The organism is Burkholderia sp. AU39826 (genome assembly GCF_020419965.1).
In the GTDB taxonomy this organism is placed as follows: domain Bacteria; phylum Pseudomonadota; class Gammaproteobacteria; order Burkholderiales; family Burkholderiaceae; genus Burkholderia; species Burkholderia semiarida.
Window position 1 is genome coordinate 15880 of sequence record NZ_JAIZQG010000011.1, and the last position, 21013, is coordinate 36892.

At 68.5% G+C, this 21013-nt stretch carries 11 protein-coding genes; 5 read left to right on the plus strand and 6 right to left on the minus strand.

Annotated features, from left to right (window positions below):
- Positions 1–72: 72 nt before the first annotated feature.
- A complete protein-coding gene (locus LGM42_RS19310; RefSeq protein ID WP_226232910.1) occupies positions 73–2247 on the plus strand; it encodes a TonB-dependent siderophore receptor in 2175 nt (724 codons plus the stop codon).
- 22 nt (positions 2248–2269) lie between these two features.
- Here the strand turns inward: LGM42_RS19310 and LGM42_RS19315 are convergent, their stop codons facing one another.
- Entirely contained in the window at positions 2270–3085 is an 816-nt protein-coding gene (locus LGM42_RS19315) for a response regulator (RefSeq protein WP_059577696.1), read from the minus strand.
- 82 nt (positions 3086–3167) lie between these two features.
- On the opposite strand from LGM42_RS19315, the gene LGM42_RS19320 reads away from it, so the two are divergent.
- The 3 genes from LGM42_RS19320 to LGM42_RS19330 all read left to right on the plus strand — a co-directional run bounded on the left by LGM42_RS19320 (position 3168) and on the right by LGM42_RS19330 (position 8558).
- Entirely contained in the window at positions 3168–3452 is a 285-nt protein-coding gene (locus LGM42_RS19320; protein WP_226232911.1) for a hypothetical protein, read from the plus strand.
- Positions 3453–4210: 758 nt separating this feature from the next.
- Complete coding sequence (locus LGM42_RS19325) at positions 4211–7804, plus strand: YadA family autotransporter adhesin (protein ID WP_226232912.1); 3594 nt, start codon at positions 4211–4213, stop codon at positions 7802–7804.
- 346 nt (positions 7805–8150) lie between these two features.
- Positions 8151–8558: a VOC family protein gene (locus LGM42_RS19330; protein WP_179231829.1), complete on the plus strand. Its 408-nt coding sequence runs from the start codon at positions 8151–8153 to the stop codon at positions 8556–8558.
- A 120-nt stretch (positions 8559–8678) separates the two neighbouring features.
- On the opposite strand, the gene LGM42_RS19335 is transcribed toward LGM42_RS19330, so the two are convergent.
- The 4 genes from LGM42_RS19335 to LGM42_RS19350 all read right to left on the minus strand — a co-directional run bounded on the left by LGM42_RS19335 (position 8679) and on the right by LGM42_RS19350 (position 19123).
- The gene (locus LGM42_RS19335; RefSeq protein ID WP_226232913.1) at positions 8679–17282 is read right to left on the minus strand and encodes an RHS repeat domain-containing protein; all 8604 of its coding nucleotides are present in this window, start codon (positions 17280–17282) and stop codon (positions 8679–8681) included.
- Between the two features lie 126 nt (positions 17283–17408).
- Positions 17409–17732, minus strand: a complete 324-nt coding sequence (locus tag LGM42_RS19340; RefSeq protein ID WP_059577704.1) for a hypothetical protein — start codon at positions 17730–17732, stop codon at positions 17409–17411.
- Positions 17733–17858: 126 nt separating this feature from the next.
- A complete protein-coding gene (locus LGM42_RS19345; protein ID WP_226232914.1) occupies positions 17859–18095 on the minus strand; it encodes a DUF3395 domain-containing protein in 237 nt (78 codons plus the stop codon).
- 641 nt (positions 18096–18736) lie between these two features.
- Positions 18737–19123 (minus strand): MerR family transcriptional regulator, encoded by a 387-nt coding sequence (locus LGM42_RS19350; protein ID WP_226232915.1) that lies wholly within the window; start codon positions 19121–19123, stop codon positions 18737–18739.
- Positions 19124–19209: 86 nt separating this feature from the next.
- On the opposite strand from LGM42_RS19350, the gene LGM42_RS19355 reads away from it, so the two are divergent.
- Complete coding sequence (locus LGM42_RS19355; RefSeq protein WP_226232916.1) at positions 19210–20118, plus strand: alpha/beta fold hydrolase; 909 nt, start codon at positions 19210–19212, stop codon at positions 20116–20118.
- A gap of 27 nt (positions 20119–20145) precedes the next feature.
- On the opposite strand, the gene LGM42_RS19360 is transcribed toward LGM42_RS19355, so the two are convergent.
- Positions 20146–20955: an ABC transporter ATP-binding protein gene (locus LGM42_RS19360; RefSeq protein ID WP_226232917.1), complete on the minus strand. Its 810-nt coding sequence runs from the start codon at positions 20953–20955 to the stop codon at positions 20146–20148.
- Between the last annotated feature and the right edge of the window lie 58 nt (positions 20956–21013).

The following is a 21013-nucleotide window of genomic DNA, read 5'->3' on the forward strand; positions in this document are numbered from 1 at the left end:
CGGCCCTCCGGCGACATACGGTCCGCCGATCCGGCAGAACGGGCCAACCCAGCACGACGGAGTATCGACACGATGTGGACGGAGACAGGAGCGCGGCGGCGCGCGCGGGCGATCGCGGCCGGCGGGGCATTGTGCGTGGCCGCCGCGGGCGGCGCGCACGCGCAGGCATCGGCGCCGGGCGCGGCGGCGGCCGTGCTGCCGGCCATCGACGTGCGAGGGCCGACGGACGCTTCGTCCGTCGGGCTCGTCGGGCGGCGCACCGCCACCGGCACGAAGACCGACACGCCGATCGACGAGATTCCGCAAACGATCAACCTCGTGACCGCGCAACAGATCGACATGACCGGCGCGGCCGACCTGAACCAGGCGTTGCGCTACGTGCCGGGTTTCGCGACGTTCGGCGCCGACAGCCGCACCGACTGGTATGCGGCATTGCGCGGCTTCACGCCGACGCTGTACGTCGACGGGCTGCCGGCGCCGGACACGGCCGTGATCGCGAACTGGCGGGTCGATCCGTACACGATCGATTCGATCGCGGTGCTGCGCGGGCCGACGTCGGTGCTGTACGGCGCGGGCGAGCCGGGCGCGATCGTCGATGCGCACACGAAGCTGGCCAACGGCGAGCGCGTGCGCGAAGCCGGCGTGCAGATCGGCAACGATGCGCGCAAGCAAGCCATGCTCGACGTCGGCGACAGGCTCGACCCGGACGGCAAGTATGCGTACCGGTTCGTCGGCGTCGCGCGCGACGGCAATGCGGTGACCGGCCCGAACGGCGACCGGCGCGTCGCGCTCGCGCCGTCGTTCCGGTGGCGGCCGAACGCCGACACGTCGCTGACGTTCTCAGCGACGTTCCTGCAGGATAGCGGCGACATCTCGTCGAACTTCCTGCCCGCGTCGGGCACGGTGCTGCCGAACCCGAACGGCCGCCTGTCGCAGGACCTCTACATGGGCGACCCGTCGTTCAACGACTACCGCAAGAAGCAATGGTCGCTCGGCTACGCGCTGGAACACCGCGTGAACGCGATCTGGACGCTGCATCAGGATGTGCGCTGGTCGCATCTGTCGCTCGACGACGCGACGGTGTTCGGCAACGGCCTCGCGCCGCGCAGCACGACGAACATGATGCGTTTCGCGGGGCTGTTCCAGCTCAACTACAGCCGGCTCGACGTCGACAATCACGCGCAGGCGCGCTTCGGCACGGGGCCGCTCGAACACACGCTGCTGTTCGGCGTGCAATTCGACCGGCAGACGACGACCAACAGCGTATGGCTCGCGCTCGCCCCGTCGCTCGACCTGTATCACCCCGTCTATCGGCCCGTGACGGCCGCGATCTTCGCCGGGCCGACGTCGCTCGGCCACGTCGATCAGTACACGGCGATGAACTCGGTTGGCGCGTACGCGCAGGACCAGATCCGCTGGCGGCGCTGGACGCTGACGCTCGGCGGCCGCGAGGATTTCGTGAATGCGCGCTTCGACGACCGCACCGCCGGCACGCATGCCCAGCAGGACGTCAGTGCGTTCTCCGGGCGCGTCGGGCTCACCTATCGCGGCGACGCCGGGTTGTCGCCGTACGTCAGCTATTCGACGTCGTTCGATCCGGTCATCGGCGTGCGGATGTTCGGCGGCGGCCTGCCGAAGCCGACGCGCGGCGCGCAGACGGAGGCCGGGCTGCGCTGGGAGCCGCCCGGCCGGAACCTGATGCTGAATGCGGCCGTGTATCAGATCGACCAGACCAACGTCGTGACGCCGACGCCGGTGAATCTCGACCCGAGCGCCACGACGTCGGTGCAGACCGGCAAGGTGCGCTCGCGCGGCATCGAGCTGAGCGCGGTCGGCAAGGTGACGCGCGAGCTGTCGATCGTCGCGTCGTATGCGTATCAGGACGTCAAGAACGTGCAGGCGAACGACGCGTCGCTGAACCACTGGCCGGTGTCCGTGCCGCTGCCGCGGCAGATGGCGTCGATGTGGGCCGACTGGACCTGGCGCACGGGCGCGCTGGCGGGCTTCGGCGTCGGCGGCGGCGTGCGCTACCAGAGCGCGTCGGCCGGCGCACCCGACAATTCGCTGACGGTGCCGAGCGCGACGCTTTACGACCTCGCGATCCATTACGACCTGCCGCGCTGGCATTTCGCGGTGAACGTCGCGAACCTGTTCGACCGGCGCTACGTGAGCGGCTGCCAGTCGTACGCCGTATGCGTGTTCGGCAACGAGCGGACCGTGCTGGCCAGCGCGAAATACAACTGGTAGGCGTGAGCGTGCCGCATCGGGCCTACGCGCGGCGTTGCGGCTGCCGGGTAGCGGCGCGCGCGCCCGTATCGCGCTGGCGCCGCCATTCCGTTGGCGTGATGCCGAACCGTTCGCGGAACGCGGTCGCGAAATTGGCCGGCGTGGAAAAGCCGATTTCCTTCGCGATGCTGGCGATGCTGAGCGTGGTCGAATCCAGCAGATCCTGCGCGATGCGCAGCCGTTCGTAGCGCAGATATTCGAACACCGTCTGGCCGAGATTGTCGCGAAACGCACGCGACAGGCGCTTCTCGTGCGTGCCGACCGCGCGCGCCAGTTCCTCCACCGTCGGCGGATCGTTCAGCCGGCGCGACAGGTGGCGAATGGCCGCGCGCACGATGATGTCGTCGTCCTTGCCGCCGGCGAACGGGTTTTCCGCCGGTTCCGGGTCGGCCGGCCGTTCGCGTCGCGTCCGCGAGAGCTGCACGCGAATCCGCGCGATCACCTCCGCTGGCTCGAACGGCTTCACCACGTAGTCGACGCCGCCGATCTCGAGCCCCTCGAGCCGCTCGTGCAATGCGCCGGCCACGGTCAGGAAGATGACGGGGATCGCGCACGTCAGCGGATCGGCGGCCAGCAGGCGGCACGCGGTGAAGCCGTCCATGCGCGGCATGCGCACGTCCATCAGGATCAGGTCGGGCCTCAGCGCCTGCGCGCGCTGGCACGCCTGCGCGCCATCGAATGCGATGCTGATTCGGCATCCCGTGCTGCGCAGGATGTCGGTCAGCAACCGGAGCTGGTCGGGTTGATCGTCGACGATCAGGATATGCGCGTCGCTCAATGCGGAGATCGATGAAGGCATCGTGCACCTGTGGTGAAAAGGCGGTTGGCTGCGTTTCCGCGGGTGGCCTGCCCGGTGCGGAGGAAACGTCGGAGCCCGCTCTGTGGCGATGCATCCGTCGCATCGCACGCTCGCATCGATTCCGGCACGGGCGGACCCGCGCGGCACGAACCGCTCGACGTATCGCGCGGCGTTCGTTGTCTGGATCGCCGAGCCGGTCGGGACGCGAGGGATTGCCGTGCTCGCGTCGCGAATGGCCGCGGCTGCCGGAATCGGTGCGAGCGGAATTGTAGGAGCATATTTCGAATCCGGCCAGCCATGGCGGCGCCATTCTCGCAATTCCTCCTTTTCGATTATCGAAAATGGCGGTTTTCGACAGGAAACATGAAGCGTCGATGCGCGTCGCGCCTCGTGGTTTACGCGTATTTTTCGTCGCGAATGCGCAGCTGCGGCCGGCTTGTCGATTGTCTATTTCAGAAAAAACATCATTTGAATCCGCTTGGGCAAAGTATTTATCCGCTCGATAAAAGATCTGGATTAATTGCATCGTCGCGAAATCGTTTGCGGAATGAGCGTATTTAGTCTAACTCGTTGAATATTTTGAATTTTACAATCTATAAAGAATGCCGCCTTTAATAATTCAGGCACGTGTCTCATAATTCGTCCGAACTTTGAATGACGGGTGGAGCAGGGCAGCGCAAGCGGTGACGGACGTTGCCCGACCCGGGGGGCTGCGCATCGATTGATGACGGTCCAGGCAAGTGCTCGCCGCACGGCAATGAAACTCCGGTTTCCGGAGATGAAATAAAAGAAGCGGGGTAGGTCGCGGTCAGCGCGGCAAAAAAATCGGAGATGTCACGACGGCGGATTGAATCTCGGGATTCAGTCGGGGAAAAGCTCGTCCACAAGAATGAATATGTATTCCTGATGAAGTAGCCGAATTAACGGAACGCAACGTCGATCCGGCGTCATGCCCGGGACCCTCGAACGCCCCGCCGAAACCTGTGCTCGATACGCGTCGTGTCGACATGGCCAGCCCGGCGGCGGAATCCGTTGCAGAACCGAAGTCGCAATCGAAGTCGAAGCTGTCAATAAAAGTAAGTAGTCCGTATTCAAACCAGACGCTACACAACGGAGCAGAAGACCATGAAGAGGAAGCAGATTTCGGCGCTCGCCGCCGCGATGTTCACCGGCGCGGGTGTGCTGATCGCCGGCGCCGCCCACGCGGACAATTTCGTCGACCGCGGCAACCCGGACAACGCGCTGAACGGCCAGTGCATCGACGGCACCAACCCGCTGTGCGTGGCGACGAAGAACGGCAGCTACGTGGCCGTCAGCACCACCAACGTGACGCAAGGCACCAACGCGAAGGCCGGCGCCAGCGGCATCGCGATCGGCGACCAGTCGAACGCGGGCAGCAAGGGCAGCAGCGGTAGCGGCGGCGCGATCGCGATCGGGGTCGGCTCGCAGGCGCTGGCGAACTCGGCCACCGCGATCGGCACGGTGGCGGTGGCACAAGGCAATACGTCGCTGGCGGTCGGCCGCCAGTCGGCGGCGGTCGGCGATTTCTCGATGGCGCTCGGCAACGTCGCCGATGCGCACGGCACGAGCTCGATCGCGCTCGGTCACTCGGCGCTCGCGAGCGGCGACCGCTCGGTCGCGATCGGCGGTGCGAATCCGACGTCGAGCGACGGCGTATCGGCCGGCGCATCGTACGACGCGGCCACGCAGACGCGCGCCGGCGGCACGCAGTCGGTGGCGATCGGCGCTGGCGCGCAGACGAACGACAACAACCAGGTGGCGATCGGCTCGGGCAGCATCGGCGCGAACAACGGCGGCACGCCGGTGTTCGGCGGCACGGCCGCGCCGGTCGGCGGCGCGGTCTCGTTCGGCGCGCTCGGCAGCGAACGCCAGCTCAAGAACGTCGCGGCGGGCGCGGCCGATACCGATGCCGTCAACGTCCAGCAACTGAAGAACGTGAACAGTACGCTGAGCACGGGCATCGGCAACGTCGACGCACGCGTGACGTCGGTCGGCAATGCGCTGTCGACCACGATCTCCAACGTCGACCAGCGCGTGACCAGCGTCGGCAACAGCTTGAGCACGAGCATCGTCACGGCGACGCAGAACGTCGTCAAATACACCGACGACTCGCATGCGGCGATCGCGCTCGACGGCGCCACCGGCACGACGATCGGCGGCGTGGCCGCCGGCGTCGCCGATACCGATGCGGTCAACGTCGGCCAGTTGAAGAGCGGCATCGCGCCGCTGCAGACGTCCCTTTCGACCGCGGCGTCGAACATCACGAACCTGCAGAACAGCGTGACCGGCATCAACGGATCGCTGAGCACGGCGGCCTCGAACATCGCCGGCCTGCAGGCGGCCGATACGCGCAACGTGAAGTACGACGGCGCGAGCGGCTTCGACTCGGTGACGTTCGCCGGCCCCGACGGCACCACGCTGCGCAACGTCGCGGACGGCAAGGACGCGCACGATGCGGTGAACGTCGGCCAGTTGAACGGCGGCCTCGCGTCGCTGAGCACGAGCGTGACGAACAACCTGAGCACGACGCTCGGCAACCTGAGCACGTCGATCGCGAGCCAGATCGGCAACGCGACGAAGAACGCGGTGCAGTACGACGACGATGCGCACGGCGGCGTCACGCTCGGCGGCACGGGTGCAACGGCGCCGGTCGGCCTGCACAACGTGGCGGACGGCGTGGCCGCGAACGATGCGGTGAACGTGGGCCAGCTCGGCAAGGCGACCGACGCGCTGAACCAGTCGATTACGGCGGTCGGCAACCAGGTGACGACGAATACCGGCAACATCGCGGCGCTCCAGCAGGACGCGCTGCAGTGGAACCCGGCCCTCGGCGCGTACGATGCGAGCCACGGCGGCCACGGCCCGCAACTGATCAGCAACGTCGCGGCCGGCAAGAGCGGCACCGATGCCGTCAACGTCGATCAGCTGACCGCGGCGATTCACGACGGGACGAGCCAGCTCGACGCGCTCGCGGTGAAGTACGACGATGCGAGCAAGCAGCAGGTGTCGCTCGGCGCGGGCAACGGCGGCAGCCCGGTGCGCGTGACCAACGTCGCGCAAGGCAACGTGGCGGCCGGCAGCACCGATGCGGTGAACGGCGCGCAACTGCGTCGCACGACCGACGGCGTGGCGGCCGCGCTCGGCGGCGGCGCGACGGCGAACGCGGACGGCTCGATCGGCGCACCGGACTACAGGATCGGCGGCAACGCGTTCAACAACGTCGGCGACGCGCTGACGAACCTCGACGGCCGTGTCGGCAGCAACACGACGACGCTCGCGAATCACGAAACGCGCCTCGGCAATGCCGAAACGAACATCGCGGGCAACACGGCCGCGATCGCCGGGCTGCAACAGGATGCACTGCAATTCGACCCGACGCTCGGCGTGTTCAACGCCGCGCGCGGCGGTGCGCCGACGAAGCTGACGAACGTGGCCGACGGCAACCTCGCAGCAGGCAGCACGGACGCGGTCAACGGCGGCCAGTTGTCGGGCGTGAAGACCGCGCTCGAACAGCAGATCACGAACGTGTCGAACCAGGCCGGCGAAGCGGTGAAGAACGTCGTCAAGTACGACGTCGATCCGGGCGGCAACCGGCTGAATTCGGTGTCGCTCGTCGGCGGCGATGCCACGTCGGCGGTCGTGCTGAAGAACGTCGCGGCGGGCACCAGCGATACCGACGCGGTGAACGTGAAGCAGTTGAAGGACGTGCAGTCGAACCTGAACCAGCTCGGCGCGCTCGCGGTGCAGTACGACGACAGCTCGAAGAGCACGATCACGCTCGGCGGCGCGGGCGGCACGCGCATCACGAACGTGCAGGCCGGCACGCTCGGCGCGACCAGCACCGACGCGGTGAACGGCTCGCAGCTCTACGCGACCAACCAGCAGGTGGCGAAGAACACCACCGACATCTCGAACCTGCAAGGAAGCGTGACCAACATCGCGAACGGCAAGGCCGGCCTCGTGCAGCAGCAGGATCCGAACGGCGCGATCACGGTCGGCAAGGACGCGGGCGGCACGAGCGTGAACTTCTCGGGCACGGCGGGCGACCGCGTGCTGACCGGTGTCGCGGCGGGCGTGAACGACAACGACGCGGTCAACGTGGGCCAGTTCAACAACGCGCTGAAGAACGTGGCGGCCAACGACCGAATCCGCGCGGTCGCGACCGATGCGAATACCACGTGGATCGCACGTGCCGATGCGGGCGCGATCGGCTCGACGGCGACGGCAACCGGCAAGAACGCGGTGGCGGTCGGCCAGGGTTCGGTCGCCGATCGCGACAACTCGTTCTCGGTCGGCGCGAAGGGCAGCGAGCGCCAGATCACGAACGTCGCGGCCGGCACGGCGCCGACCGATGCGGTGAACGTGCAGCAACTGAACGACAATCTCGCGACGGCGTCGACGCAGGCGAAGGGGTATACCGACCAGCGCATCGGGCAGGTGTACAACGCGTTCAACGACCTGAAGAAGGACATGTACGGCGGCGTCGCATCGGCGATGGCGGTGGCCGGCTTGCCGCAGCCGACCGGCGCGGGGCGCTCGATGGTGTCGGCGGCGACGTCGAACTATCACGGCCAGCAGGGCTTCGCGGCCGGCTACTCGTACGTGACGGAGAGCAACCGCTGGGTCGTCAAGGCGTCGGTGACGGGCAACGCGCGGTCGGACTTCGGCGCGGTGGTCGGCGCGGGTTATCAGTTCTGATGCGGCTTGCATCGCATTGAGCGATGCGCGGTGCAGGGCAACGCATGCGACGCCCGGCATCCGCTGTCGATCCGCGGCCCGGGATTCGTTCGCGAATCCCGGGCCGTCGTCGTTCGTCGTCGCCGGCCGATCGCGCATTTCGCACCGACGATGCCGTCGCGAATGCGAGCAGCGCCTTCCGCCGTGCTCGTCGCCATCCCGCAACGCCCGGCCCCGCAAGGGTTTCGCGCGCCCGCGGCGGAACGTCCAATGCGAGTTGTGGAATGCGAGCTTGCGCTCGTATTCTGAAGTCCTCGGGCGGCACGGCATGGGGCCTGCGCCCATCACTGCATCGGAGCACGCGACAATGACCGACACCACACAGACGATGAAGCTCAACCACCTGAGCTTTCCCTCCGCCGACACGCTGGCGACGGCCCGATTCTTCGAGCGATACCTCGGCTTCACGATCGCGGGAAGCTGGGACAAATCCTGGATCCTCAAGCGCCCGGGCTTCGACGTCGTGATCGATCACGTCGGCGACGGCGTGCCCGCGTGGCCGACCAATTTCCACGTCGGCTTCGAGCTGCCGAGCCTCGATGCCGTGCAAGCGCTGTTCGCGCGCTTCAAGGAAGAGGGCGTCGCGATGGAGACGGACGTCTTCAACAACGGGCGCGGCTCGCGCTTTTTTTGCCGCGCGCCGGGCGGCGTGATGTTCGAACTGAACACGCGAGCGGATGCGGCGCCGGAATATCAGGGCACCTTCGACGACTGACGCGACGCGGTTGCGGCCGCGCATGGGCGTGACCACGGGCCGAAGGTGAAGCCGCGCGGTATGCCCGATGCGCGACGGCCGCCACGCGGCCGTCGTCGCTCGTCGCGATGTGTCGCGCCGTCAGCGCGGCTGAAAGCGGATCCATGGCGTCGAGTTGTTGGTCGGATAGACCACCCACCAGTGCGCGTACACGTCGACCCGCAGCTCGTTGGCCAGCGCCTGCGCGAAACCGAAGCGGCCTGCCATCCCCGCGAAGCAGGTGACGAGCTTGATCGGCCTGCCCGACGCCGCGGGAAAGTTCGTATCGGCCGCGCCGTAGCCCTGCGCGCGCAGGAACCGCGCCAGCGTGGACGCGGAGATCGGCCGGTTGATCTGCACGCCGTTGTTGCCCGTCCACTCGACCATCGCGCTGCGCGAGATGCCATGCGTCGCCACGACGTCGACGTCGAGGTTGCCGATCCGGGTGAGATTCTGCGCGAACTGCTGTCGCTGCAGATCGGTGGTGAACGCATCCCACGTGCGTTTCACGCTGGTCGTGACCGGATCGTTCGGCATCAGGATCCGCACCTTCCCGACCAGGCCGCTCTGGCCGGGCTCGCTCGGCAGGCCGGGCGTGTTCGGCGGCGGATAGTTCGGGATTTCGCCGGCGTTCTCCAGCGGCGTCGGGTTGACGCCGAGCGATTCCTTGCCGGTGAAGAACGTGAGGTGCGCGCCCGCCGCCATCAGCCCGGCGCCGCCGCCCGCCACCGCGCCGATCGCGATGTTCAGCGCGGTCGCGCGGCTGAAGAACGGCTGCCCGGTCATGCCGGCCGTCACGCCGGCCCCGGCCGCCCCGCCGGCCACGCCGCCCGCGATGCCGGAGACGAGCGACACCGACAGCGTGGTGGCCACCTTGCCCGCGCTCAAGCCGAGCGCCGCGCGCGCGGTCAGTGCGCCGGCGCCGCCGCCGGCCAGCGCGCCGGCCGCGCCCGCCGCCGCGCCGGCCAGCGCGTCGATGCCGAACTGCTTCCAGCTGATCTGGTCGCCGGTGGCCATGCTCATGAGGTCGCCGGCCATCGACCCGACCGCGCCGGCCACCACGCCCACCAGGATCGCCGCGCCGATGCCGGTGCCGAGCAGCACCACGCCGGCCACGCCCACCACCAGCGTGACCAGCGCGCCGACGATGATGCCCCACACGTTCATGCCGCTCGGATCGGTGAAGACGAGCGGGTTGTTGCCGACATAGACGTACGGCGACGGCGTTTCCAGCATCGGATCGACGCTGAGGTAACGGCCGTATCCGGGGTGGTAGAAGCGCGCGTTGCAGTCGTAGAAACCGGAATCCGCGTCGTAGTTGTGGCCGGTAAACAGCCGCGGCCACGCAAGCGGTGCGGCCACGAGCACGGTAGGGTGGCCGTACACGTCGTACTGCCACGCGCCGACGGTCTCGCCGCTCGCGTCGAGCAGCACGCGCACGCTGCCGAGATGGTCGAGCAGCCCGAAGTAGAAGCGCCCGTCGTGCCACGCCACCTGGACGTCGAGCGCGGCGATGAAGCGGGTCGGCTCGCTCGCGCCGTTTGCCGTGTCGATCACGACTTCGCCGTCGGGCATCGACGTCTGGAAGCGCTGCGTGGTCGCGCCGCCGCTCGTGCGGGTCAGCGCCGCGCGATTGCCGTCCGCGTCGCGCAGGATCGACAGCGACACGCCCGGATTGGCGTAGCTGACGGGGCGCCCGGTGCCGGCGTCATAGCCGATCTGCCAGCGCGCCGCACCGGCGCCGTCGCTCGCGCCGACGATCCCGCCCGCATGGTCGTACGCGAACGTGGTGGTGTCTTGCGCGGCCGTGTAGCCGGTCAGTCGGTTGGTGCCGGCCGCATACGTGTAGCCGGCCGAGTCGGCGCCGCGCGTGTGCCGCTCGAAGTTGCCGTTCAGGTCGATGTCCCAGCGTTGCGCGTCGGCGCCGGCGCCGAACGCGGTCAACTGGCCGAGCGAATCCATGGTGGTGCAGGCCGGCCCGAGCGACCCGCCGGGCACGTCCGCCGTGACGGTCTGACTCGCGACTTCGCCGTTGTAGTAGCCGCCGCCCTGACAGGCGCCGGTGTCGTAGCCGAGCGTTTCCCTGAGCACCGCCCCCGCATCGCTGAGGGTGGGCCAGCCGGGCGGCGTGTACGCGAAGCGCCGGGACAACATCGCCGAACCGTTGCCGTCGGGCAGCAGCCGGGTGAGCGCCGGCTTGCCGTTCGGCTCGTACTCGTGCGCGATCAGCACGGTCGTCGTGCCGCCGGTGTCGGCCGCGACCTCGAGCACGCGGCCGAGCGCATCGTAACGGCGCAGGCTGACGAGCCCCGTGGCCGAATCCGTGCTCGACAGCAGGTTGCCGCCGGCCGACCACGTATTCGCGATGACGCAGTCGCCCGCGGGCATCCCGGCGAATTGCCGGCGCCGCGCGAGCACGCGGCCGGCCCGGTCGTACGCGACCGTCTCGGTCAAGGCGGCCAGCCCGGCGTTGCCCTGGTTGACTTCGACCTTCCAGAGCCGGCCGACGAGATGGTCGTCCTGGGTTGCATCCGAGCCGTCGCCGTCGTAGTGGCGGCGCACGCTCCAGGTGGGCGGCGACGGCGGCCAGTCGGGGTCGTCGGCATGCTGCTGAAGCACCGCGCGATCCCACGCGACGGCGCAGGTGCCTTCCTCGATTACGCGGCTCAGCGTGTCGTATTTGCGATAGGCGACGTAGCCGCCGTTCAACGCATTGCCGTCGGCGAGGAAGCGCATCAGCCCGGCGCTGCTGTAGATGATCTGCGTGGTGCCGCTGTCGGGGTCGGTCGAGCTGAGCCGATGCCCGGCGAAGTCGTATTCGGCGGTGCTGCTGCCGGCCGGCACGGTTTTCGTGCCGGCGCCGCCCGCCGCGTACGACGCGGGCGGCACCGACGCGACGGTGCGGCCCTGCGCGTCATGGATCTGGCTCATGCGCCAGTCGAGGCTGTCGTCGGTGGCCGAGTTCTGCACCACGCGGCCGATCAGGTGCTCGGCCGTGTCCGACCAGGTTTGGGTGAGCGCGCCGTTGGGATCGACGTCCACCGTCAGGTGGTATTCGCCGAGCGGCAACGGGTACGCGAAGCGCCCCGCATCGGTATTGACGCCGTAGCCGCGCGTCGCGTAATGCGTGTTGCCGGGCCGGATCGCATAGTCGTAGCCGGGCTGGCCGAACGCCACCGGCCGGCCGAGCGGCGCGTTTTCGTACGCGGTGCGCGAGAACGGATAGCCGCCGGCATCGGGGTGCCAGGCGGCCAGCGCGCCCTCGAGCGGCGCGCCTTCCCAGAGGCTGCCGCCGGCGCCGCCGTTGGTCACCAGGCCGTCCTGGTAGACGAACAGCGCCTGGGCGCCGGACACCGTGACGCGGCTCGTGAGCGCCTGGATCGCGCTGTTGCCGCGCTCGTCGTACACGCCGGTGTCGAGCACGGCGCTATCGGCCGATTCGAGCTTGAGCGTCTGCAGGCTGCGCGCGAGGCCGTCCCGGTACTCGACGCTCAGGCCGACGTCCTCGGCCACGGCCAGCGCCGAGAAACTGCCGGGCGCCGTCATGCCGAGCTGCAGGCCGAACGGGGCGGCGACCGCGGCGTTCGCATATTCGAACACCTTGCGCCCGTCGGCGAAGAACAGCACGCGGCCCGTCACGGCCACCAGCAGCCATTCCCGTGCGGCGGGCGCGCCGCTGTCGGATTGCAGCAGCACCGCGTTCGCGCCGTCGAGCCGCCACAGACGCCAGCCCTGCGCCTGGCTGAAGCCGACGAACCACGTGCCGGTGCCGAGCACCGCGTCGCCGAGCGTGGCGCGATCGACCAGCACGCGTGCGGCGATGCTCGTCGCCGCGAAACCGGTGCGTTCGAGCCGCGCGCCGAGCGGCCCGCCGGCCTCGCCGTGATAGCTGAGCAGGCCGCCGCCCGCGGTCCAGTCGGCCGCATTGCCCGACGCGGCCGTGTAGAACGCCAGCGCGCCGTTGCAGAAGCCGTCGTACACGCCGGTCCCCTGGCCGGTGACGTTGATCGCCGCGTTCGGCGTGGCGCGCGGAAACGGGGCGGCCGGGCCGATCGTCGTGTCCTGCGCGGCGAACCAGGTCATGCTGATCAGGCTCGGGTTGTCCCAGGGGCCGACCGTCACGGACGGCTCGGCGAACGGGTTGTAGAGCGTGCGCGAGCGCACGCCGTTCGGCGCGGTGGTGCCGAGCGTGCGCAGCCGTGCGCCGTCGTAGGCGATCGACTGGAACTGGCAGTCGAGCGGTGTGAAGAACACGTCGTCGAGCCGCAGCCACGCCGCGCCGCCCGCCGGCAGTTCCGCCTGAATGCCGAGCGTGACGGTGGCGTTCGCGCCGAGGCCCAGCGACGACGGATCGACGGTCCATTGCTGCGGTTGCCACTGGCCGGCGGTGGGCGCGAGGCGCCGGCTCACCTGCGCGCCGCCCGGCGCGGTGAGCGTCAGCGTCACGGCGAAGTCGCGCGCGGTCGCGCCGGGCGGGCTCTTGAACCAGAGGCCGAACAACTGCCGCGCGCGGCCGTCGGTCAACGTCACGGCGCGGGTGAGCGTCGCCGACGCGGTGATCTGCAGGCACGTGGTGCCGCTGGCCGCGTCGTCGCGATAGATGGCCGCGCCGGCCGGCAGGCTCCAGGTCGGCCGCTGGTAATCCTCGAAACTGTCGTACGCATTGCCGCTGGCCGAATTGACGAAGCCCGCGATCCGAAAACGCCCCGCGTCGTCGAACAGCGAAGCCATCGGCCGGCCGGTGACGTCGTGCGACAGCAGCACGTTGCCTTCGCCGTCGCGGGTGTCGATACGCTCTTCCAGCAGCCAGCCCGCGCCGGGCTGGCCGCCGTTCCACGCGGCGAACGGCGGCGCATCCGCGTCGACCGCGACCCAGCTGTCGGCTTCCGCCAGATAGGTGGTGCCGTCGTCGCGGGCCCAACTGCGGAAGGTCTGCGCCTTCGCGGCCTGCAACAGCCAGCCGCCGTCCGCCTGCACCCGCGTCGACGCACTGGCCACCGGCGCGAGAATGTGCGCGCTCCACATCGCCGGGTAGACCTCGAAACCGAACAACGACGTGCGCTGCGTGACGTTGAGCTCGCCCCGGCTGTCGTAGTAGGCGGTCTGCACCGTGGCCGGATAGCCCGAGGCCGCGTTGTACGCATAGGTCATGGTGCGCTCGACGCCCTGCAGGCTCTCGATCGACGTCGCGATCTGCGGCACGGCGTCGTAGAGATTGCGCAGCGCGGCGCCGTTCGCGTCGCTCGCCACCTGGTCGGTGTAGGTCCAGTCGCTGGTGGTGGACGACAGCAGCGTGCCGTCGCGGTCGTACACCGAGGTCGACAACAGCAGGCCGGCCGCGAGCGAATACGCGTCGTCGACGGGCGCGGCCGTATCGCATGCGCCGGCGCGGACGCGGCAATCGTCCGGTAACTGCAGCGTGCGCGCGGGCAGGCCGTTGTAGAAATGGCTCGTGGTCCAGCCGTAGCGCTGCGCCTGCGGCGTCTCGCACGCCTGGTATTCGGACACCGTCGAGAATTGCACGATGCTGCCCGACGGATCGGTGTTGGCCGACACGTCCGCGTACGCATAGCAGCGCAGCATCGTGTCGTAGCCGCTGTCCATCGCCAGCGCGGTCACGACGAAGGCCGCGAGCGGCGCATGCAGCGAGTGATTCGCATAGCGGTGCAGCGTGACGTGGGTCGATGCGTCGATCTCGTTGCCCGACGGGAAGGTCACGAAGCCCGACGGAATCGCCGGCAGCTTGCCCGAGATGGCCATCTCGTACTGCAGCGTGCTGTTGAGCAGGCGGAACATCTGCTGCCCGGGGAACCGCTCGACCACCGGCTCGCCCTGCGCGTCCCGCAGCAGCCCGCCGTTGCTGAAGAAGCGCACCTGCGTGTCGAGCGGCGCGCCGTCGGCGTCGAGCGTCATGAATGCGAGGAAATCCGGCGCCTGGTTGATGACGGTCGTGCTGTCGAAGCGATCGACGGTGATTTCGCCCAGCCGGAATCCGGCGATCGGGTTCCACGCGGGCCAGACCGAACGGCCGTAGAGGTCGCGGTTCTGCGACAGGAATTCGCCGGCCAGCGTCGGGAAGCCCTGCGTCTGGCGATCCGCGGGCGCCGGATCCTCGTCCTGCAGCACCTGGGTGACCCAGGGCGTGTCGGCATCGGGATCGAAACTGTCGAGCGCGGAGTAGAGCGCCGACGTCGTGTTCTCCGTCTTCAGCACGCCGAGCGGGTCCCACGCGTACCAGTAGAACTGGCGGTTCGCGTCGCTGCCGGGCGGGTACTGGATGCCCGCGAAGTGGTAGGACCAGCTCACGCCGTCGAACACCAGCACGTTCGGGCCCGAGCCGACCAGGCTGTTGCCGGTGATCACGGGGCCGAGCGTCTGCATGAAGGCGGGCGACAGGTTCGTGAAGCCCGGGCCGTCGAATACGTCGGGCAGCGGGCGCAACGCGAGGTTGCCGTAGTCGTCGTCCCACGCGGGCACCGCCAGGCGGTAGTCGAAGGCCTTCACCACGCCGCCCGACGACGCATAGCGGTCGATCCACGCGGCTGCCGCGAAGCCCTGGCCCATCGACAACTGGAAATACGACGTGGCGCCGACGGCCGGAATCGTGATCGCGTCGGTGTCCAGCGTGCTGCCGAGCCGCCACGCGAGCGTCGCCGCATCGCGAACCATCAGGCTGAACCGGCCGTGCGCCGTGTCCTCGTCATAGCAGAACACCAGATAGTGATTCGTGGCCGCCGCCACGTACGATTGCGTATTGATGCTGCCGGACGGGCAGCACGTGCCGCTCGCGAGCGCGGGGGCGACGTCCCAGCCGCGCGTCTGCCAGTTCAGCGCGTAGCGGTCGACGCGGCGATCGTCGTTGTCGATCACGACGAAGAAGTCGGCGCCGTTGGCGATTCGCAACTGGCTGCTGTCGTAGCGGTACGGCGTGGGCGCGCCGGGCTCGCCCGCGAAACGCCAGTCCGCGTTCGCGACCGGCCGGCGCGACGCGAGATAGAGCGTCGATTGCGTGTCGTCGAGGCTCGCCAGCACGAGCACGAAGCTGTCGGCGCTGGTCGTGGCCACCGTCCGGTCGAGATCGAGCGCGCCGTCGAAGCGCTGCCAGTCCGTCCAGGCCGGAATCCAGCGGCCCAGCCACGTGTAGACGTTCACCAGCAGCGCGTTCTCGCTGGCCTCGTACCACGCGACGACCACGTAGTCGGCGCCGTACCAGATGCGCGGCGCGCCCGGCCGGCTCGCGCCGAACGGATTGTCGACGGTGAGATTGCGCGAGCCCGGATCGACGTTCTCGTCCGCGCCCACGTCGATCTCGGCGTACGTGTAGCGCAGCACGCCGCCGGTGGGCAGCGTCATCGACGTCATCGCGCCTGGATTCGGCGCGCCGCCGGCATCGAAGTTGTAGTCGAACGTGATGCCGGGGCGGGCCGCGCCGCCGCTGAAGGTGTCCGTCACGCTTTTCAGATAGCGTTTGTAGCAGGCGCCGGTGGCGAGCGGATTGGCGGCGTCGCGCGGCGCGAGAAGGGTCAGGTCGTACCAGTCGAAATCGAGGCGGGTCTGCTGCGCGCCCGAGCCGTCGATCACGTCCACGTGGTCGAGATAGCGCGTCTCGTAACGGTCCTGCCACGCGTTCGGCTTGTCGCCCGGCACCTGGGTCGGGTCGCCGTGCGCGGCCAGGTATTCCTTCGGCGCGTCGAGCGAGCGGGTGTCGTAGGTCATCGGCTGCCACGCGAACCGGCACGACCAGCCGAGATCGTTTTCCATGCTCGCGATCTGGCATTCGCGCGTGTAGGTCAACGTGCCGTCGCCGACCGCCTGCTCGATCGTGCTGTACGAAAATTCGATCCAGTGCCCGAGCGTGTTGCGCAACTGCGCGAGATTCCACGCCACCGCATAGCGCTGCTGGTTTTCCGCGCGGCGGCTCGGGCCGACCCAGTTGCCCCAGCGGATGCCCCACTGGATCAGGTTGCGCGCGGCGGCGGCCGCATCGGAGCCGCCGTAGGTGGCGACCGTGCCGTCCGGGCGGACGACTTCCCAACTGTCCCAGGCCGGGTAGTGCGTGATCTGCCAGAACTGGTAGGGCGCCGTCTCATACGACTGGCCGTCGGTGGTCACGGCGATCGTGCCGTCCGCTTGCCGGCGCAGCAGATGCGAGCGGCGCAGCGGCGCATCGTCGAGACGCCACTCGCCGGGGCGGCCGGTGGGCGAGACACGCGCGTCGCCCGACGGGCGCCAGCCGTGTCGCTCCAGCGCGGACGCGAGTGCCGCCGGCACCCGGTCGCTCGCGAACGGCGCCGCGCTCGCGGCGTCGTCGAACGCGTCGGCGGCCAGCGTGCCGCGGCCCCACGCCGTGGGGATCGGCACGAGCTGCATCGCCTGGCCCTGGCTCATCAGGTAGTACTGCACGTCGAGCGGGCTGCCCGTGCCCTGCGTTTCCGCGACGATGCGCTCGAGCGGCATGCTCCAGCCCACGCCGAGCGCGCCGCTCGGGTTCGTGAGGTTCCATTGCGAGACCTGGTCGGCGACGTTGCTCTGGTACAGCAGGGTCAGGTCGAACGCCAGCCCGCCACGCGCCGGCAGCGTCAGCAGCTTGAGCGGGAAGGCGAGATTGCCGCGGAACAGGTTCACGGCGGAACCGAAGCTGCCGGCGTCGAACTGGAGCACGCCCAGGGCGGGAATGTCGGCCTGCTGGCTGGCGGTGGTGGACATGGCGACTCCTCGAGAAAATGGTCCCCGGCCCGAACGCCGGGCGGAGGACCACGAAAGGCACGACCGCAAACCAGGCAATGGAAAAGACGCCGCCGCCCATCGCGGCGACGCGGCGGCGAACGCCGCTTATTGCGCCCAGGCAATCACCGACGCGATCAGCGAGCAACTGCTCGGATTGAGCTCGTTGCTGCTGTTGTCGATCAACTGGAGCGAGCCCGTGATGGTCACCGTCGGCGAATTGTTCTGCGTCTGCACCTGCACGCTCGCGCCTACCGTGCGCAGGTGGTGGTCGGTGTTGCCGAACGAGACCGAGTAGCTGGCCACCGACGCGCCGGCCGCAATCACGTTGGTCGGGAAGCTGTAGGTGGCCTGGGCCGTGATGACGCCCGAATCGGACGGCTTGGCGTCGCTCAGGGGAATCGAGATGTTCTGCACGTAAACGGACGGCATGAAAGACTCCTGTCGATCGGTAAGGTGGGGAAGACACGCTGCGCGCCGGATGACGCGCACGGGCCGTGCGACTGCCGATTGCCAACTGCCGCGGCGCGGCGGCCCGCCCCGCGCGCGGAACGCGGTTCAGGGCAGGGTCACGCCGTGAGAATCGTTCTCGCCGGTCACGCCCGACTGCGATTCGCTGTTGCGGGTCCAGAAGATGTACAGGTACTTGCGCTCGCCCGGGGCCGGATCGCCCCATTGGTTGCTGGCCGTGAATACGCGCTGGCCGTTCTTGTAGGCCGCCGCCACCTGGCTCGTGACATCGATGGTCGAGTTGTAGACCCCGTAACCGGCACTTTCGATCGTCGTGGTACTCATTTTTATTCCTTCATCAATATATGAAATATCGAAGCGACAGATTTAAGAAAATCCCGAATTGATAATGCATCGCCGGTGAAATTCGGGATCCACCGGATTTTTAAAATGGATATTCCGCGAACATGCCGTCTCGCATTGAAACCCGACGCATGCGCGATGCGATTCGGGTGGGCGACGCACGTCACGGCACCGCCCCGGTTCTATCGGAAAACCGGCGGCAGGCCTGCGGGGTCGGATGGCTGAATGGCGGGAATCAACCGCCAGGCGGCGGTTTGGTGGTAGCGGACATGGATGTGGCCCCCGGTCGGATCAAGCCTGTTTTACTTCTCGGTCTTGCATTTCGCCGACGCGTATTGCTGCGCGCCGCTGCAAATGCAACTCTCAGTCCTGTTTTTCGTCGTGCGGTTTTTCGTATTGCATCGATTGCAATGGCAGTAAATACCACGCGATTCGGCATGTCAAGGATGTGTTTATGAAAAGCGTTTGTAATCGGCGGTAATTGAATATGCCCGTTTTTTCGGTGGCTCGGCGGGCGTGGTGTGCGCGCCGTCGCCGGTCGCGCATTCTCGAACGATTCCGATGTGAAGCGGGCGCCCGAAGGGCGACGCGGGGGCTGATTCGTGCCGGTGAACGCTGGCGCCTCAATCGAGCGGCGGCACCGCGCCATCCTGCAAGGTCTTGATGAGCCGCGCACGCCGCTTTTCCAGATCGGCGATCTGACGGTCGATCGCTTCGAGGCGTTCGCGCTGAACCTCGGTGATCTGATCGCACGAACGCGCGCCCTCGATCAGCAGCATGCAGTCCGGAAAGCCGCGAATGTCGTCGAGGGTGAAACCGGTCGCGATCATGCGCTGGATCTGTCCGACCTGCGTCACCGCGTTGTCGGGGAACAGGCGGTAGCCGTTGGCCGCGCGCACCGACGCGAGCAGGCCGTGCTCGTCGTAGTGCCGGATCGAGCGCACGCTCGCGCCGGTGAGCTGCGCGAGTTTGCCGATGGTCAGCAGCGGCTGCGGAGGCGGGTTTTTCATGCGGGGCAGGTTAGCACGATTCGCTTGACTCTCACATCAGTGTGAGGGTTGAGACTGTGCGTCCGTTCATGCCTGGAGGAAAAATCGTGACTACCCGAGTGCTGATCCGCTGGCTGCTGGCCGTGGTCTGGTGGGCGACGCCGTTCGCGTCGGCGTACGACGCGGCGGCCGCGCCGCTCAGCTATACCGTGACGTCGACGGACGGCGTGAAGCTGGCCGTCCAGGAAAGCGGCGACCCCGACGGCGTGCCGGTCATCCTGATTCACGGCCTGCTCGGCAGCCGCCTGAACTGGGACGCGCAGGTCGAGAGCCCCGAGCTGCGCGGATTCCGGATCATCACGTACGATCTGCGCGGCCACGGGCTGTCGGACAAGCCGTCCGGCGCGCGGCCGTATCGCGACGGAGGCCGCTGGGGCGACGATCTCGCCGCGGTGATCGACGGCGCGCATGCACGCAAGCCCGTCGTGGTCGGCTGGTCGCTCGGCGGCGTGGTGATCTCGAACTACCTCGCCAGATACGGCGACCGCGCGATCGCGGGGGCCGTGTACGTCGACGGCGTGGTCGAACTCGCGCCGGGCCAGATCGTCGATCACCCGGACGTGTACCGCGACATGAATGCGCCGGACCTGAAAACGCATCTCGACGGCGAGCGCACGTTCGTCGGTCTGTGCTTCAACCGCCGGCCGGATGCCGCCACGTTCGAGCGGTTGCTCGCCAATGCCGCGATGGCGTCGTGGGACATGCAAAAGGCCATCCCGACGATGTCGGTATTCGCCGCGGCGGGGCTCGGCCACGCGCGCGTGCCGCTGCGCTTCATCTACGGCGGCCGCGATGCACTGGTCGATACGCCCGCGAGGCTGGCTCGCGCGGCCGAGCTGAATCCGCGCATCGCCAGCAAGGTGTATGCGGAGTCGGGGCACGCGCCGTTCATCGAGGAAGCCGAGCGGTTCAATCGCGATCTGGCCGCGTTCGTGCGGTCGGTGTCCGCGCGATGAAGTCGTGTGCGGCGCGGGCCGGCGATGTCAGGCCGGCGTGGCCGGGATCCCCGCCGTGTCGCCGGCCGCGCGATCGTGAAAGCGCTGGAACGCATCGAGCAGCCGCGCGCGCAGCGCGGCCAGCGACGGATCGCGCCGATCGCGCGGCCGCGCGACGTCGACGTGGAGTTCGTCGTCGACGCGGTCCGGGTTCGGCGCGAGCATCAGCACGCGATCGCCGAGATACAGCGCCTCGTCGAGATCGTGCGTGACGACGATCGCGGCCATCCGGTGCCGCTGGACGACGTCGAGCAGCAGCGTCTGCAGACGCATCCGCGTGATCGCGTCGACCGCGCTGAACGGCTCGTCGAGCAGCAGCAGATCCGGCTCGCCGAACAGCCCGCGCGCGATCGCGGCGCGCTGCGCCATTCCGCCCGACAACGTGGCCGGCAGTTGCCGTGCGACGCCGGCCAGACCGACTTCGTCGAGCAAGCGCGCGACGCTCGGGTCGCGTCCGCCCCGCGCGCCGGCCGCGAAGCCGACGTTGTCGGCGATCGACAGCCACGGCAGCAGCCGCGGCTCCTGAAAGATCACGCCGACGCGCGCGGACGGCCCGGCGAGCGCGCTGCCGTCGAGCATCACGCTGCCGCAGAAGTTCGCGTCGAGGCCGGCGACGATCCGCAGCAGCGTGCTCTTGCCGCAACCGGTCGGGCCGACCACGCAGACGATCTCGCGTGGCGCGACCTGCAACGCGACGTCGGCGAGGACCGTGCGATCGCCATACAGCTTGCGGGCGATCCGCAGGTCGAGCAGCGGCGCGGCGAGGCCGGCCGCCGGGCGGCCGGAAGGAGATAGCACGGCCCGCGCAACTTTATGACGCACGCCGATTAATTTATCGGTTTATATCGCTTGGGAT